Annotated in this window: 14 protein-coding genes, 1 tRNA gene and 1 riboswitch; of the genes, 4 read left to right on the top strand and 11 right to left on the bottom strand. The window is 71.8% G+C overall.

Annotated features, from left to right (window positions below; genetic code table 11):
- Positions 1–58 precede the first annotated feature (58 nt).
- Complete coding sequence (locus tag D7294_RS27890) at positions 59–1,339, bottom strand: SAM-dependent methyltransferase (RefSeq protein ID WP_120684576.1); 1,281 nt, start codon at positions 1,337–1,339, stop codon at positions 59–61.
- Between the two features lie 171 nt (positions 1,340–1,510).
- Positions 1,511–2,938, bottom strand: coding sequence for an NAD(P)/FAD-dependent oxidoreductase (locus tag D7294_RS27885; RefSeq protein WP_120684575.1), 1,428 nt, complete (start codon positions 2,936–2,938; stop codon positions 1,511–1,513).
- Between the two features lie 486 nt (positions 2,939–3,424).
- Here D7294_RS27885 and D7294_RS27880 point away from each other — a divergent pair, with 486 nt between their 5' ends.
- The gene (locus D7294_RS27880) at positions 3,425–3,697 is read left to right on the top strand and encodes a type II toxin-antitoxin system Phd/YefM family antitoxin (protein WP_120684574.1); all 273 of its coding nucleotides are present in this window, start codon (positions 3,425–3,427) and stop codon (positions 3,695–3,697) included.
- On the top strand, positions 3,694–3,963 hold the full coding sequence (locus D7294_RS27875; protein WP_120684573.1) for a type II toxin-antitoxin system RelE family toxin: 270 nt from the start codon (positions 3,694–3,696) through the stop codon (positions 3,961–3,963). Before D7294_RS27880 ends, D7294_RS27875 begins: the two co-directional genes overlap by 4 nt.
- A gap of 11 nt (positions 3,964–3,974) precedes the next feature.
- Here D7294_RS27875 and D7294_RS27870 read toward each other — a convergent pair whose 3' ends face one another.
- From D7294_RS27870 to D7294_RS27835, 8 genes are all read right to left on the bottom strand, one after another.
- Positions 3,975–4,934 carry a Ppx/GppA phosphatase family protein gene (locus tag D7294_RS27870; RefSeq protein WP_120684572.1) on the bottom strand — a complete coding sequence of 320 codons (960 nt, stop codon included), beginning with the start codon at positions 4,932–4,934 and terminating at the stop codon, positions 3,975–3,977.
- A 186-nt stretch (positions 4,935–5,120) separates the two neighbouring features.
- Positions 5,121–5,687: a DUF501 domain-containing protein gene (locus tag D7294_RS27865; protein ID WP_422070752.1), complete on the bottom strand. Its 567-nt coding sequence runs from the start codon at positions 5,685–5,687 to the stop codon at positions 5,121–5,123.
- Positions 5,688–5,778: 91 nt separating this feature from the next.
- Positions 5,779–6,339 carry an FtsB family cell division protein gene (locus D7294_RS27860; protein WP_120684571.1) on the bottom strand — a complete coding sequence of 187 codons (561 nt, stop codon included), beginning with the start codon at positions 6,337–6,339 and terminating at the stop codon, positions 5,779–5,781.
- A gap of 124 nt (positions 6,340–6,463) precedes the next feature.
- On the bottom strand, positions 6,464–7,744 hold the full coding sequence (gene eno / locus D7294_RS27855) for a phosphopyruvate hydratase (RefSeq protein ID WP_120684570.1): 1,281 nt from the start codon (positions 7,742–7,744) through the stop codon (positions 6,464–6,466).
- Between the two features lie 293 nt (positions 7,745–8,037).
- Positions 8,038–8,715, bottom strand: coding sequence for a LysM peptidoglycan-binding domain-containing protein (locus tag D7294_RS27850; protein ID WP_120684569.1), 678 nt, complete (start codon positions 8,713–8,715; stop codon positions 8,038–8,040).
- A 3-nt stretch (positions 8,716–8,718) separates the two neighbouring features.
- Positions 8,719–8,878: riboswitch (cyclic di-AMP (ydaO/yuaA leader) on the bottom strand.
- Between the two features lie 299 nt (positions 8,879–9,177).
- Complete coding sequence (locus D7294_RS27845; RefSeq protein ID WP_120684568.1) at positions 9,178–10,164, bottom strand: LysM peptidoglycan-binding domain-containing protein; 987 nt, start codon at positions 10,162–10,164, stop codon at positions 9,178–9,180.
- A 104-nt stretch (positions 10,165–10,268) separates the two neighbouring features.
- Positions 10,269–11,531 (bottom strand): cytochrome P450 family protein, encoded by a 1,263-nt coding sequence (locus D7294_RS27840; protein ID WP_120684640.1) that lies wholly within the window; start codon positions 11,529–11,531, stop codon positions 10,269–10,271.
- Complete coding sequence (locus D7294_RS27835) at positions 11,524–12,969, bottom strand: sensor histidine kinase (protein WP_120684567.1); 1,446 nt, start codon at positions 12,967–12,969, stop codon at positions 11,524–11,526. The genes D7294_RS27840 and D7294_RS27835 overlap by 8 nt, the downstream gene beginning before the upstream one ends.
- A 223-nt stretch (positions 12,970–13,192) precedes the next feature.
- On the opposite strand from D7294_RS27835, the gene D7294_RS27830 reads away from it, so the two are divergent.
- The gene (locus D7294_RS27830) at positions 13,193–14,047 is read left to right on the top strand and encodes a hypothetical protein (protein ID WP_120684566.1); all 855 of its coding nucleotides are present in this window, start codon (positions 13,193–13,195) and stop codon (positions 14,045–14,047) included.
- Positions 14,048–14,063: 16 nt separating this feature from the next.
- Positions 14,064–14,136, top strand: a tRNA-Gln gene (locus D7294_RS27825).
- A 61-nt stretch (positions 14,137–14,197) separates the two neighbouring features.
- On the opposite strand, the gene D7294_RS27820 is transcribed toward D7294_RS27825, so the two are convergent.
- Entirely contained in the window at positions 14,198–15,463 is a 1,266-nt protein-coding gene (locus D7294_RS27820; protein ID WP_120684565.1) for a serine/threonine-protein kinase, read from the bottom strand.
- Between the last annotated feature and the right edge of the window lie 124 nt (positions 15,464–15,587).

The raw sequence follows: 15,587 nt of genomic DNA, 5'->3' as shown, positions 1-15,587 counted from the left end.
GCGCCCGCGAGGGGCGCGGAGGGGAGCGGGCCGAGCCGCCCGCTCCCCCGGGGTTCGGTCAGCTCTGCTCGGTCCAGGCGCGCGGGCGCAGCGGCAGTCCCGACGCGCCGGACTCGGTGGCGCGCACGGCGAGGATCTGGTTGACGCCGATGCGGCCGCGTTCGAAGGAGAGGGCCGAGGCGGCCATGTACAGCCGCCACACCCTGGCCCGGCCGGGGCTGGTCAGCCGCACGGCCTGCGCCCAGTTCTCCTCCAGGTTGCGCACCCACTGCCGCAGGGTGAGGGCGTAGTGCTCGCGCAGCGACTCGGCGTCGCGGACCTCGAAGCCGACGCGTTCGAGCTGGCCGATCGTGCTGCCGACGGGGGCCAGTTCGCCGTCGGGGAAGACGTAGGCGTCGATGAACGGGTCGACGCGGTAGGACTTCTCGCGCCCGGGGATCGGGCGGCGGGCGATCTGGTGGTTGAGCAGCCGGCCGCCGGGCCGCAGCAGGCCGAAGAGGCGGGTGGCGTACTCGCGGTAGCGCGCGGCCCCCACGTGCTCGGCCATGCCCACCGAGGAGATCGCGTCGTAGGGGCCGTCCGCGGTCTCGCGGTAGTCCTGGACCCGGATCTCCACCCGGTCCTCCAGGCCCTCCTTGGCCACCCGCTCGCGGGCGTACGCGGCCTGCTCCTCGGACAGGGTGATGCCCACGGCGCTCACGCCGTAGTGCCGCGCGGCGTGCAGGACCAGCGAGCCCCAGCCGCAGCCCACGTCGAGGAGGCGCTGGCCGTCGCGCAGGGCGAGCTTGCGGCAGATCAGGTCGAGCTTGGCGGTCTGGGCGTCGGTGAGGCTCTCGGTCTCCGGGCTCCACACGGCGCAGGAGTAGACCATCGAGGGGCCGAGGACCAGCTCGTAGAAGTCGTTGCCGACGTCGTAGTGATGGCTGATGGCCTGCCGGTCGCGGCGCAGGGAGTGCAGCGGGCCCGAGCGGCGCGGCACCTCCTCGTTCGGCACCGGCGGCGGCACCGGCACCGCGCGGGAGAGCGCCAGCAGGTCCCTGGCCGCGGCCAGCAGCCGGCCCGTGCCGACCTGGGGGCGCTCGCCCAGCAGCCAGGTCACCCGGTCGAGCACCTCGTACAGATCGCCCTCGACGTCGATCTCGCCCGACACCCACGCCCTGGCCAGGCCGAGTTCGCCGGGGCGGAACAGCAGGCGGCGCAGGGCCCGGCGGTGGCGGACGACGATGACCGGCCCGTCCGGCGGTCCCGCCTCGCTGCCGTCCCAGGCGCGCAGGCGGACGGGCAGCGGGCCGCCGAGGAACTGTTCGACGAGGGCGGCGAGCCGGGGGGCAGCGACCATCTCGGGCACCTCCGTGTATAGGACACCTATCGGATCAGGACGATCCTGATCAACCTTGGCACTGGCTGTCCTGAAACGCCCCTGCCGCACCGATCATTCCGCCGCAGGCAACCGAAAGGCGGACGGCCGCGGCCGTCCGCCTCTCTCGTGCCCTCGCCGATCTGCGGGGCGTCAGCCCGCCTTGGCGGCCGGCCGCTGCTCCTGCTCGGGCCGCTTGGCCTCGGCCGGCTTCGCGGCGGGCTTCGCCGCCTTCGCCGCGGCGGTGACCGGAGCCGCCGCCTCGTAGAACTCCTCGCGGGGCCGCTCCACCGCGCCGAGGGAGACGACCTCGCGCTTGAGGAAGAGGCCGAGGGTCCAGTCGGCGAAGACCCGGATCTTGCGGTTCCACGTCGGCACGGCCATGCCGTGGTAGCCGCGGTGCAGGTACCAGCCGATCCGGCCGCGGAAGCGGAGGGTCAGCCGGCCCAGCTTGATCATGGCGACGCCCTTGTGCAGGCCGAGCCCGGCCACCGCGCCCATGCTGGCGTGCCGGTACTCGTGCTGCGGGAAGCCGCGCATGCCCGAGATGACGTTGTCGCCCAGGACCTTGGCCTGCCGCAGCGCGTGCTGGGCGTTCGGCGGGCACCAGGCGTTCTCCACGCCGGCGGCGCGGGCCGCGAGGTCGGGCACCTGGGCGTTGTCGCCCGCGGACCAGATGTAGTCCGTGCCCTTGACCTGCAGGGTGGGCTCGGTGTCGACGTGACCGCGCGGGCCCAGCGGCAGGCCGTAGCGGGCGAGGACCGGGTTGGGCTTGACGCCGGCCGTCCACACGATGGTGTTCGAGTCGACCTCGATGCCGTTGTTCAGCACGACGTGGCCGTCCACGCAGGAGGTGACCGAGGTCTTCAGGTGGACCTCGATGCCCCGCTTCCTGAGGTGCTCCAGGCCCCACTCGCCGAGCCGGTGGCCGACCTCGGGGAGGATCTTGTCCGCGACGTCCACGAGCAGGAAGCGCATGTCCTCGCGCTTGATGCCGGGGTAGTACCTGGTGGCGTCGCGGGCCATGTCCTCGACCTCGCCGACGGTCTCGGCGCCGGCGAAGCCACCGCCGACGAAGACGAAGGTGAGGGCCTTGCGGCGGATCTCGGGGTCGGTGGTGGAGTCCGCCTTGTCCAGCTGTTCGAGCACGTGGTTGCGCAGGCCGATGGCCTCCTCGACGCCCTTCATGCCGATGCCCTGCTCGGCGAGGCCGGGGATGGGGAAGGTCCGCGAGACCGCGCCGAGCGCGACCACGAGGTAGTCGAAGGGGACCTCGTAGGAACGGCCGACGAGCGGGGAGACCTCGGCGACCTTGCGATCCTGGTCGATGGACGTGACGCGCCCGGTGAGGACCTCGGCCCCGGGGAGCACCCGGCGCAGCGGCACCACGACGTGCCGCGGGGAGATGCTCCCGGCCGCGGCCTCGGGCAGGAAGGGCTGGTAGGTCATGTAAGAGCGCGGGTCGACGACGGTGACCGTCGCCTCGCCATAGCGCATCTTCTTCAGGATCCGGCGGGCCGCGTACAGACCGACGTAGCCACCACCCACGACGAGAATTCGGGGACGCTCCGTGGTGCTCATGCCATCGAGTATCCCCCCGCCGCGACCGGGGGTTCGTGAGACCCTTCACAAGGTTCGCGGAACCTTCTGCTACACTGCGCGCCCCTTTGCCGCGCTTGCCTGGCTCGCGGAGGCAGCCGCGGGAAGAAGTGGCTCGTCACAGGCCCCGCGACGGCCGCGCGCCGCCCCGAAAGAGCCGGCGAACGACCGCCCGGCGAGCCGCAGGAGCCGCGCGTAAATCGGTCACACGCCCCCATTTCCGCACCCACCGGTGCCACTGCGGCCCTCTCGGGACGAGAGAGCATGTGAAGAACTTCACGAACTTTCCTGTCCGGGTCGGGCCGCCCCCCGCCCGGCGCGGATCGACGTGCGCCCTCGGCGCCGCCGCACCGCCGCCGCCCGCTCCCCGGCTCAGGCCAGGGACCAGGCGATGCCGTCGAGCATCGCCCACGAACGCGACTCCCCCGAACCTGGCCGCGTGTACACAAAAGCGCGTACACTGCCCCCATGGCTGAGAACACTGTGACCGTACGGGAGGCCCGCGCGCATCTCGCGGACCACATCAACCGAGCCGAGGAAGGCACTCCGACGGTCATCACGCGCAACGGCGCGCCGGTGGCGGCCGTGGTTCCGATCGCGGACTTCGAAGCACTGGAGGACGCAGCCGACGTGATGCTGGCGCGTGAAGCGGAAGCGGTCCTGGCCGAAGGCGGCCCCACCGTGACGATGGCGGAACTGCTGGCAGACCTGTTCACCGAGCGTGGCGGCGAGGTGGCGTGAAGTACGCCTTCCGATTCACCACAGCCGCACAACGGCAGCTCCGAGCCATCAGCCGGCCCGACGCCATGCGCATCCTGACCGCACTGACCGCGCTCGGCGACGACCCGTACCGCGAGGACGCTGACGTCAAGAAGCTCACTGGGCCATCGGGGCTCTACCGGCTCCGGGTCGGAAGCTACCGGGTCGCCTACCAGATCAACGACAGGGAACTCGTCATCCTCGTCGTCAAAGTGGGCGACCGGCGGGGCGTCTACCGCAACCTGTAGCGCCCCGCCTCTCACCCCTCGTCGACTAGCAAAGACCAGGCGATGCCGTCCAGGATGTCGTGCTCGCTGACGAGGACCTCCCTGGCGCCGGTGCGCCGCATCACCAGGTGGAGGATCAGGGCCCCGGCACCGATCACGTCGACCCGCCCGGGGTGCATCACCGGGATCGCCGCCCGCTCGGCGTGCGTGGCCGCCAGCAGCCGATCGCTGATCTCCGCCACCTGGGCGAGGGAGAGCCGCGCGTGGTGGATGAGGCCCGAGTCGTAGGCGGGGAGGTCCAGCGCGATGCCCGCCACCGTGGTCACCGAGCCGGCGAGCCCGACCAGCGTGTGGGTCTCGGTCAGCGGCACCCGCTCCGCGACCAGGTCCAGGGCCGCCTCGACATCCGCGGAGATCGCCGCGACCTGCGCCGCGCTCGGCGGATCGGCGATGCGCCCCTCCCGCAGCAGGTGCCGCTCGGTGAGCCGGACGCAGCCGATGTCCACGCTGCGCGCCGCGCGCACCCGGCCGTCGCCGAGCACGAACTCGGTGGAGCCGCCGCCGATGTCGAGCACCAGGTAGGGCGGCGTCAGGTCCGGGCGCGCGGCCAGCTCGCGGGTCGCGCCCGTGAAGGAGAGCGCGGCCTCCTCCTCGCCGGTGATGACCTCGGGGTCGGTCCCCAGGATCTCCCGGATGCCGCGCACGAAGTCCGCCCGGTTCTCCGCGTCCCTGGACGCGGAGGTGGCGACGAACCGCACCCGGTCCGCGGGCACGCCGTGCGCCGCGACGGCCTCGGCGTAGGCGCGGCAGGCCGCGAAGGTGCGCTCCAGCGCCTCGGGCGCCAGCCGCCCGGTGCGGTCGACGCCCTGGCCGAGCCGCACGATCTCCATGCGCCGGTCCAGGTCGCGCAACCCGCCGGTCTCCGGGTCGGGTTCCGCGATCAGCAGCCGAATCGAGTTGGTCCCGCAGTCGATCGCCGCCACCGCCGTCATGCCCGCCTCACCATGCCCCTGCCCCCTGCACTCGTCACGTCCGCTTCCTTCCCTTCCCACTCTCGCCGGGTGCCCCGGCCACCCTCGCACGCGCCCCCGGGCACCCGGGCACGGCCGTGCGCTCCGGCGCGCTCCCGTGCACGCTCACGCGGCCCCGTGCGGCCTCGTGCGGCCTGCCCCCACGCCTCACGCCGGGGGGCCGGCGGCGTCCCGGCCGGTCTCGCCGCCCTCCCGCGGCGGCGGCACGCACGGCCCCTTGCGCCACCACTCGGGGAGCATGCCCAGGGCCTCGTCGCCCAGCGGGTTGACGCCGGGGCCCGCGGCAAGCGCGTGGGCGACCAGCACGTGCAGGCACTTGACGCGGTCGGGCATGCCGCCGGCGCTGGGGAAGCCCGGCAGCACCTCGATGGCGTCCCGGCGCGCCAGGTAGTCCTCGTGCGCCGCGCGGTAGGCCGCGGCCAGCTCCGGGTCCTCGGCCAGCCTGGCGGTCATCTCCCGCATCACGCCCTCCGCTTCGAGGGTGCCGATGGCGGAGGCGGCGCGCGGGCAGGTCAGGTAGTAGGTGGTGGGGAACGGCGTGCCGTCCGGCAGCCGCGGCGCCGTCTCCACGACGTCGGGGTGGCCGCACGGGCAGCGGTGCGCGACGCCGCGCAGGCCGCGCGGCGGGCGGCCGAGTTGTTCGCGCACCACGGCGACGTCGGCCGGTCCTGGGGTTTCCACGATGGGGTGCTCTCTTCGGGGCGGTCTTCGCAACGACACGGTCCGGCCCGCTCGGGCCGGCTGCTCCCGCGGGCCCTTCCGCGGGTCCTGCAACGGGTGCTTCTGCGGGTGCTTCTGGGGGCGTTCAGCGGGCGCTTCTGCGGGTGCTCCGGTGGGTGTGGGAGGCGGCCTCCCTGGCCTGGTCCGCCTCGTCGAGGCTGTGCCACAGGTCCTCGTACCAGGGCAGCACGGTCTCCGCGCCCCCCTCGTGGCGGTCCGCGCTCCGGTCGGCCTCGCCGCCCTCCCCGGCCTCCCCGCCGCCCGCGGAGTCCGGCAGCAGGTAGCCGATCTCGCCGGGGAAGACGAACCGCAGCCGCTCCCTGGCCTGCCGCTCCAGATAGGCGGGGTCCTGCCAGCGGGCCTTGGCGTCCCGCAACTCCTCCACCTGCCGCCGGTGCTGCTCGGCCTGCCGCCGCTCGTCGGCGATCTCGGAACGCTGCTGCACGTACTGCCGCAGCGGGTAGGCCAGCGCGACGATCAGCGAGCAGACGACCAGCGCGAGCACGGCGGCGCGCCCGGTGAGCCTGCTGCGCCGCGGCCTCGGCCGCAGCCGGCGGCTCTGCGCGCGGTACACGCGGGCCGCGGCCTGCTCGCCGAGGGCCCTGAGCCTCGTGGCGGTGGAGAAGCGGTCCCGGTCCGCGGCCACGTCGCCTCCTCACTTGCCTGGCGCGCACCCCTGCGCCTGTCCCCGCCACCGTACGGGACGGACGGCGGGGACAGGCGCAGGGGCACATGTCGCACACCCGGGGCCCCGGCGCGCGGGGCCGGGGTCAGCCGCGGAAGCGGGGGAACGCGGTGCGCCCGGCGTAGACCGCGGCGTCGTCGAGGATCTCCTCGATCCGCATCAGCTGGTTGTACTTGGCGACGCGCTCGGAGCGGGCCGGGGCGCCGGTCTTGATCTGGCCGCAGTTGGTGGCGACGGCCAGGTCGGCGATGGTGACGTCCTCGGTCTCGCCGGAGCGGTGGGACATCATGCACTTGAAGCCCTCGTGCTGGGCGAGCGCCATGGCGTCGAGGGTCTCGGTGAGGGAGCCGATCTGGTTGACCTTCACCAGCAGCGCGTTGGCGGCCTTGGCGTCGATGCCGCGCTGCAGCCGCTCGGGGTTGGTGACGAACAGGTCGTCGCCGACGATCTGCACCTTGTCGCCGAGCTGGGCGGTGAGGGCCTGCCAGCCCTCCCAGTCCTCCTCGCTCAGCGGGTCCTCGATGGACACCAGCGGGTAGGCCTCGACCAGTTCGGCGTAGTACGCGGTCAGCTCGGCGGCGGTGTGGGCCTTGCCCTCCAGGGTGTAGCCCGCCTCGGAGTGGAACTCGGTGGCGGCGGCGTCCAGGGCGAGCGCGATGTCCTGGCCGGGGGTGTAGCCGGCCTTCTGGATGGCCTCGACGATCAGGTCGAGGGCCTCGCGGTTGGAGGAGAGGTTCGGGGCGAAGCCGCCCTCGTCGCCGAGGCCGGTGGACAGGCCGCGTTCCTTGAGGACCTTCTTGAGGGTGTGGTAGGTCTCCGCGCCCCAGCGGACGGCCTCGGAGAACGACTCGGCGCCGATGGGCGCGATCATGAACTCCTGGATGTCGACGTTGGAGTCGGCGTGGGCGCCGCCGTTGAGGATGTTCATCATCGGCACCGGCAGCAGGTGCGCGTTGGGGCCGCCGAGGTAGCGGAAGAGGGGCAGGTCGCGGGACTCGGAGGCGGCGTGCGCGACGGCGAGGGACACGCCGAGGATGGCGTTCGCGCCCAGCGAGGACTTGTCGGGGGTCGCGTCCAGGTCGAACATCGCCTGGTCGATCAGCCGCTGCTCGGTGGCGTCGTAGCCGACGAGTTCGGGGCCGATCTGCTCGATGACGGCGAGGACGGCCTTCTCCACTCCCTTGCCGAGGTAGCGGCCCTGGTCCCCGTCGCGCAGTTCGAGGGCCTCGAAGGCGCCGGTCGAGGCGCCGGAGGGCACCGCGGCGCGGCCGGTGCTGCCGTCGTCGAGGCCGACCTCGACCTCGACCGTGGGATTGCCTCGCGAGTCAAGGATCTCGCGGGCGACGACGACGTCGATGGACGGCACGGGGTCTCCTTATGTCGGTTCGGGACAGGGGCTCTTCATTTCAGCCCTCTGAGGGTAACCGCCCCCGGGGACGGCTCCGGCCTTCAGCTCGCCCGAAACGCGCCTCGGCGGCCCTGCGGCGGCACGAAACCGCAGGTCACCGGCCTATGCACCATTTTGTTTACTTGATGAAGAAAACCGGGGCGGGGCCGTTGTGCGCCCCGCCCGCGAGGCCGGCGCCGCCCCGGAACCGGGCCGTGCCACGCGGGGCGCGGCCCGGCCCGGAGGGCGCCGGCGCGGTGGCGCCGCCCGGCTCAGAGGCCGAGGCGCTGGCCGGGGTAGATCAGGTCCGGGTTGTCGCCGATGACCTCCCGGTTGGCCGCGTACAGGCGGTGCCAGTCGCGGTGGTGGCGGTGGGCGATGCCCGAGAGGGTGTCGCCGGTGACCACGGTGTAGTCGCCGCCCGCCGTCTCCTCGGCCGGCGCCTCCTCGACGGGAGCCTCCTCGACGGGAGCCTCTTCGGCCGGCGCCTCCTCGGCGGGGGCCTCCTCGGCCGGGGCGGTGGTGTCGTCCTGCGAGGCGCCGCCGCTGGTGTCGACGTCCGGGGACTCGCCGCCCGCGGTCAGCCCGGCCTGCGGCCCGCAGACCGGCCAGGCCCCCGGCCCCTGCATGGCAAGCAACTGCTCGGCCACGGCGATCTGCTGGTCCTTGGTGGCCAGGTCGGCGCGCGGCGCGTACTGGGTGCCGCCCGCGGCCGCCCAGCTGGAGTTCGTGAACTGGAGGCCACCGTAGAAGCCGTTGCCCGTGTTGATCGACCAGTCGCCGCCGGACTCGCACTGGGCGACGGCGTCCCAGGTGTCGACGGAAGCGGCCTGCGCGCCCGTGGCGCTCAGCAGGGGAATCGCAACGGCGGCGCCGGTGACGCCCGCCGCGGCGGCCATCCGGGTAGGCCTGGAGGGACGGCGGTGGCGCCCCTTGCCGGTGAACAGCATGACGTTCCTTCTCACCGACGCCTGCGAGGTGAGCTGTCGGGTTCGGGCCAGTGAGTTGCCCGGCCACGAGACCCGTTCGGGTCACGCGGCTTCACCCCGAGCCGGTCCGGTCCGCTGTTCGGGCCGCACGGCGCCCACGCCCCGGCATGGGCCGCCGGGTCATGGCCTGGGTCCCCCGCTCCTGCCTGCGGTGGTGCACTGGTGGACTCCCGGGCCGACGGCAGGATTCGGCGTTACGGCCTCGGGGCCCGGCGAGAAGCCGAGCGGGGGACGATAAACATACGTTGGCTAACGATTCAAGAACGGTGAAGATCGCGCCAAACCCGGCACTTGGCCCAATCGACGGCCAATATCCGCAGGTCACACGGCAAACGGACAGCACGGGCCAGCCGGACAGACCAGAAAAAACAGAGACGATGGTCACACGAATGCGACACCTAAGTCGCTCCTGTGCGACCGCCCTTAACGGCCGCTCGCCGTCAAGTCCAGCTCCTGCCCCGGGAGTATGTAGTCGGGATTGCCGCCAATGACCGTTTTGTTGGCCGCGTAGAGCGCAGGCCATCCGCCCGGCACCCCGTACTCCCCCGCGATCGCCCACAGCGTGTCCCCACGCCTGACCTCGTACGTGTCCCCCGCCCGCGCCTGCCCCGAACGGCCCGACCGATCCGCCCGTTCGGCTCCACCGGCCTCACCCGAACCCCCGGAACCCCCCGCATCCTCGGCCGGGTCGGGCAGCCCCCGATGCCGGCCACTCCCCGAAGCCCCCTCCTCCGCGCCCGCATCCGGCTCCCCGGAACTCCCCCGCTCCCCGCCCCCGCCGGCGCTCTCCGCGCCCCCACCCGCGGCACTCTCCTCGTCCCCGCCCTGCCCGGAGGACCCCGCGCCGGAATCCCCCTCCGCCGCCGCATCCCCGGAACCCTCGGCCGCCCCGGCATCCCCCTCGGCCGACTCCGCGCCACCGTCCCCCGAAGGCGAGGGCGAGGCCGACTCCTCGGGACCGCCGATCTCCTCCTCGGCCTGCGCCTCCTCGGCCTCCTCCGCCCGGTCGATCTCGTCGCCCCGATCCTCACGGAACTCCGGCCACAACCCGGAGGACACCCCACACCCCGGCAGGGCCTGCGCCCCCAACTGCGCCAGGATGCGCTCCATCACCTGTATCTGCTGGGCACGGCTCGCCAGATCAGGCCGCATCGCAAACTCCAGCCCCCCGTACTCCTCCCACGTGTCCAGCGTCAGCTGAAACCCTCCGTACAGGCCGTTCCCCGTATTCGCGCTCCACACCCCGCCACTCTCGCACTCGGCCGCCCGGTCCCACGCGTCGTCCCCGACCGCACCCGCCCCACCCGCCGTCAGCAGCGGCAACGCCATGCCGGCCCCGGTGACCCCGGCGGCGACGATGAAGGCCGGAGCCTGTCGCGGACGACGATGACGGCCAGTCCCGGAACGCATCTGAAGGGCCTCCCCATGCGAACAGTGTTGCGGTTGAGGGGGAACCTAGCCCTCCCCACCACTCGATCACAAGCCGATCCCACGGAGATCACGCGCGGATCACACTATTGACGCTCCGTCACCTGCTCAGGGGCAAACCGCACCGGAAGTGAACGAAGGCCGCGCATGATCAACCCTCCACGCCACCGCAGCTCCCCCACGTCCACCCCCAACCGCAGCCCCCCGAGCCGACGCAGCAACACCCCGAGCGCCACCCGCGCCTCCACCCGCGCCAGCGGAGCCCCCACACAGTAATGGATGCCATGCCCATACCCCAGGTGCCCCCCGTCCCCCCGCCCCACATCCAGCCGATCCGGATCACGAAACCGCTCCGGATCACGATCCGCCGCCGCAAGCACCACCAGCACCGGATCACCCCGCCCGATCCGCACCCCACCCAACGACAACGGCTCCGCCGCAAACCGCCACGTCGCCAACTCCACCGGCCCGTCGAACCGCAACAACTCCTCCACCCCAGACGCCAGCAACCCCTCGTCCCCCGCCACCACCGCCTCCCGCAACCTCGCCAACTCCCCCGGATGACGCAACAACGCCAAAACCCCGTTGCCGATCAAATTCACCGTCGTCTCAAAACCCGCAAAAAGCAAAATAAACGCCATCGCAGCCGCCTCCTCCTCAGACAGCTGCTCCCCACCATCAGACGCCCGAATCAACCCGGAAATCAAATCATCGCCCAAATCGGAACGCTTCCGGTGAATCAACTCCCCCAAATAACCCCGCATCCGCTTCACCGCACGCCCCACACCACCCCGCTTCCCCTCCGTATGCAACATCATCCCCGCCCACCGCAAAAAATCCCCCTGATCCCCCTCAGGCACCCCCAACAAATCACAAATCGCGAAAATCGGCAGCGGAAAAGCAAACTCCTCAATCAGATCCGCACCACCCCGCCCCCCGAAACCATCCACCAACCGATCCGCCAACTCCCGCACCCGCGGCTCGAACTCGGCCACCCGCCGCGGCGTGAACGCCCGCGACACCAACCGCCGCAACCGCGTGTGATCCGGCGGATCAAGATTCAGCAGATGCGTCATCACCCCCGCACCCCGCTCCCCCGGAATCCCCACCCGCCCCGAAGCATGCTCCCCCACCCACAACCCACGCGGACTCTTGCTCAACCGCGGATCAGCCAACGCCCGCCGCGCATCCCCATACCGCGTCACCAACCACGCCGACACCCCACTCGGCAACCGAGCCCAATACACCGGCGCATGCTCACGCAACCACGCATACGCCGGATAAGGATCAGCAGAAAACTCCCGCCCAAAAAGCTCAGGACCCCCCACAAGCCCAGCCCCGTCAACCACCCGCACTACCCCGCCGATCAGGAATCACCGCCGACACCCGAAAACCCCCACCCTCCGTCGGCCCCGACACAAAACCACCCCCCAAAGCCATCACCCGCTCCCGCATCCCCACCAAACCATTCCCCCCACTCGGCAACCGCGCCCCACCCCCAGGCACCTTCCCATCCACCGGCGCCTCGTTCAGCACCAGCACCGCCACCTCCCCCTCCCGATGCGCCAACCGCACCTGAGCCGCCGCCCCCGCAGCATGCTTGTGCACATTCGTCAACGCCTCCTGCACCACCCGATACGCCGTCGACTCCACCTGCTCCGCATAACCCCGCGGCTCCCCCTCCACCGCAAGCACCACCGCCATCCCCGCCGCCCGCGACTGATCCACCAACGCAGACACCTCAGCCAGCGCCGGACCACGGCCACCCCGCCGCCCCGGCACCTCCCCCACCCCGGAAACCCCGGAACCCCCCACCACAGCAGACCCCGCCCCCACCCCCGAAGCAGACCCCACCCCGGCCGAACCCCCCACAGCACCCACAGACCCCCCGGCACCCCCGGAACCCTCGGCACCCCCGGAACGCGCCACCCCCACCTCGGACGACTCCCCCGACCGCTCCCCCGAACGATCCGCCGCCCGCAACACCCCCAGCATCGTCCGCAACTCCGTCAGCGCCTGCCGCCCCATGTCCCCGATCAACGCCGCATTCCGCGCCGCCTTCTCCGGCTCCTTCGGCGCCACCGCCTGCACCGCCGCCGCATGCACCACCATCAGACTCACCCGATGCGCCACCACATCGTGCATCTCCCGCGCAATACGCCGCCGCTCCTCACCCCGCGCCCACTCCGCACGCTCCTCCGCACGCTCCGCCAGCAACGCCAGCTCACGCTCCAGACCATGCGCCCGATCCCGCAACGACTCCACCAGACGCCGCCGCGCCCGCACATACATCCCCAGCAACACCGGAGGAACCGCCGTCGCCACCCCGAACAGCACCGACACCAACGGCGAAAACCACACCGGCAACGCCTGCTCGTGCAGATTCTCGTCCCGCTCCAGCAACAAATACGTCACCAGAGCCGTCCCCGCACCCGCCATCCCCCCCAGCACCACGATCACCCGCCGCGGCACCTCGGTGGTCGTCAGCGTGTACAGGCCCACCAGATCGAGCAAGGCCCCCATGTTCGCCGGCAACACCGCGATCGACACCAGAATCACCGCAAGCGGCCACCGCCGCCGCACCACCAGCGTCCCCCCCGCCGGCACCGCCAACAACACCACCAGCCACACCGGCACACCCGTCCGATGCGCAAACCCCACCCCCTGCGCCGCACACTCCCCCGCCGACGCCAGCGCCAGCCCCACGTCCAGCGCCACCCCACGCCGCCGCGTCCACCACCACAGGCGGAAGCCCCGCTCCTGCGCAGCCGCCCCCGTCGCATTCATACGCCCAGCCTAAAGGCGCGATCCCGACTTTTTCAGGGGGGTTGTCCGAGGCCGCCTCCCCTCCCTCCCGGCCACCCCCGCCACGCCCCCACCACGCCCCACCACCCCGGAAAGGCACCGGGAAAACCCAGGAGAACGGAAAAAAATACTACCAACCACTCGAACTGGTGAATCGATCCTCAATTCGACCCAACACCAGACCAGCCCCGGCAAAGCTGTTCCCATGAGCAACCCGGAACCCCCACCCACCGACCCACGCCGGCGCCAGGCCGTCGCCCTCCGCCGCGCCGGCCTCAGCAGACGCCAGATCGCCGAACGCCTCGGCATCCCCCCCGACCACACCCTCACCACCCTCCTCGCCGGCGAACCGCCCCCCGCCTGGACCCGCAGACCCAACGCCAAGGACGACCTCAAGGCGAAGGCCAGGGAACTCAGAAGGGCGGGCAGGACCTACGACGAGATCGTCGCCGCCCTCGGCGTCGCCAAGAGCTCCGTCTCCCTGTGGGTCCGCGACCTGCCGAAGCCGGTCAGGCCACGCGCGCGCATGCGGGAGATGAGCGAGGCCCGCTGGGGCCCGTACCGCGAGGTGCAGGAGGCCCTCAGGGAAGCCACCCGGCTCAGCGGCAGAAACGAGGCCGGCCGCCTCACCGACCGCGAACTGTTCCTCGTGGGCGTGGCGCTCTACTGGGCGGAGGGAAGCAAGAGCAAGCCCTACCGCAGGCAGGAGCGGGTGGTCTTCATCAACAGCGATCCCGGGATGATCAAGGTCTTCCTCGCCTGGCTGCGCCTGCTGCGCGTGGACCGGGACACGCTCGGCTTCCGGGTGTCGATCCACGAAACGGCCGACGTGGCCGCCGCGGAACGCTTCTGGGCCGACCTCGCCGGCATCGAGCCGAGCGCCCTTGCCAAGACCTCGCTCAAGCGGCACAAACCCGCCACGGTCAGGAAGAATACGGGTCAGGACTACCGAGGCTGTCTCGTGATCAGCGTCAACCGGAGTGCCGACCTCTACCGTCGCATCGAGGGGGCCTGGGCTGGCATAGTGTGGAGCACGGAGCAGATGGCCGCATCCACGTGAGGCCGTTTGCCCCTTTTCCCCCATAGTGTAATCGGCAGCACGCGGTCCTTTGAAGTCCGAAAGTTCAGGTTCGAGTCCTGATGGGGGAATTGTCCGAATTCGGGTCCCGGTGAGTAGCCGGGGCCCGTTTTTCTTTGGGGGGCGGGCGGCTCAGGCGTGGCCGAGGTGGCGCAGGCAGAGTTGCTCGTCGGCGCGCAGTTGCAGGACCAGGGGGTCGTAGGGGCCGCGTTCTGCGGTGAACTCCTGGGCGAGGCGCTGGATTTCGGGGAGTGCCCTGGCGTATTGGCCGGTGTCGAGGAGGGTGGCGGCGTACTGCTTGCGGAGGCTGCGGACGATGGGTGAGCTGTCGCCGTAGCGGGCGGCGGCGAGGGGGAGGGTGCGGCTGAGGAGCTCGGCGACCTGCGGGTAGTGGCCGAGGGCGAGGAGTCGCTTGATCTCGTCGAGGGCGGTGGCGAGGTCGGGTTCCTGGGGTGCGGTGGGGCGGGTGGCCGGCCAGGGGGCCATGGGGTGCCAGAAGGGGCGGGTGGGGTCCATGGGGGGTGTGGCGCTGGTGGTGCCGGGGTGGGGGAGGTGGGGGGTGAGGGCGTCGAAGACCTGGCGGGCGTCGGCGGGGCGGTGCTGGGGGTCCTTGTGGAGGAGGTGGTGGATGAGGGTGGTGAGGGGGGTGGGGGCGTCGGGGCGGAGGCGCTGGAGGGGTTCGGGTTGTTCGTGGAGTTTTTTGTAGAGGAGGCCGGGGGCGTTGGGGGCGTGGAAGGGGGGGCGGCCTGCGAGGAGTTCGTAGCCGATGGTGCCGAGGGCGTAGAGGTCGGTGGCGGGGCCGATGGGGGTGCCGCCGAGGGCTTGTTCCGGGGCCATGTAGACGGGGGTGCCGAGGAGGGTTCCGGTGTGGGTGAGCCGGGTTTCCTCGTCGTCGCCGCGGACGGCGGCGATGCCGAGGTCGAGGATGGTGGCGCGGCCGTCGGGGCGGATCATGATGTTGCCCGGTTTGAGGTCGCGGTGGATGACGCGGTGGGCGTGGACGGCGGCGAGTGCGGAGCAGAGCTGGGCGAGGACGGCGATGGTCCAGGGCCAGGGGTAGGGGTCGTGTTCCGCGAGGTGGTCGGCGAGGTCGCTGCCTTCGATGAGTTGCATGACGAGGTAGAGCCGGTCGCCGTCGCGGCCTGCGTCGTGGACGGCGACGAGTCCCGGGTGGTCGATGCGGGCGGTGACGCGGCATTCGCGGAGGAAGCGGCGGCGGAGTTCTTCGGGGTCGGTGGTGCCGGAGAGGGAGGCGAGGCGCTGGGTGCTGAGGAGTTTGACGGCTATTTTGCGGTCGCCGAGGGCGGTGTCGCGGGCTGCCCAGACTTCTCCCATGCCGCCTTTTCCGAGGGGTTCGGTGAGTTCGTAGCGTGCGGCGAGGAGGCGGCCGCCGGTCATGGGGTGTCCTTCTCGCGGCGGAGGTATTCGCCGAGTTGGTCGAGTTCGGAGGCGACTTGGCGCATGCGGGGGGAGGTGGCGGGTGGGGGTGTGTAGGGGGTGAGGGGGGTGGGGGGTGGGGGTG

It is taken from the genome of Streptomyces hoynatensis, assembly GCF_003626535.1.
Taxonomy (GTDB): Bacteria; Actinomycetota; Actinomycetes; order Streptomycetales; family Streptomycetaceae; genus Streptomyces; species Streptomyces hoynatensis.
The sequence above is the reverse complement of the archived record's forward strand: the minus strand, read 5'-3'. Positions and strand labels throughout refer to the sequence as shown.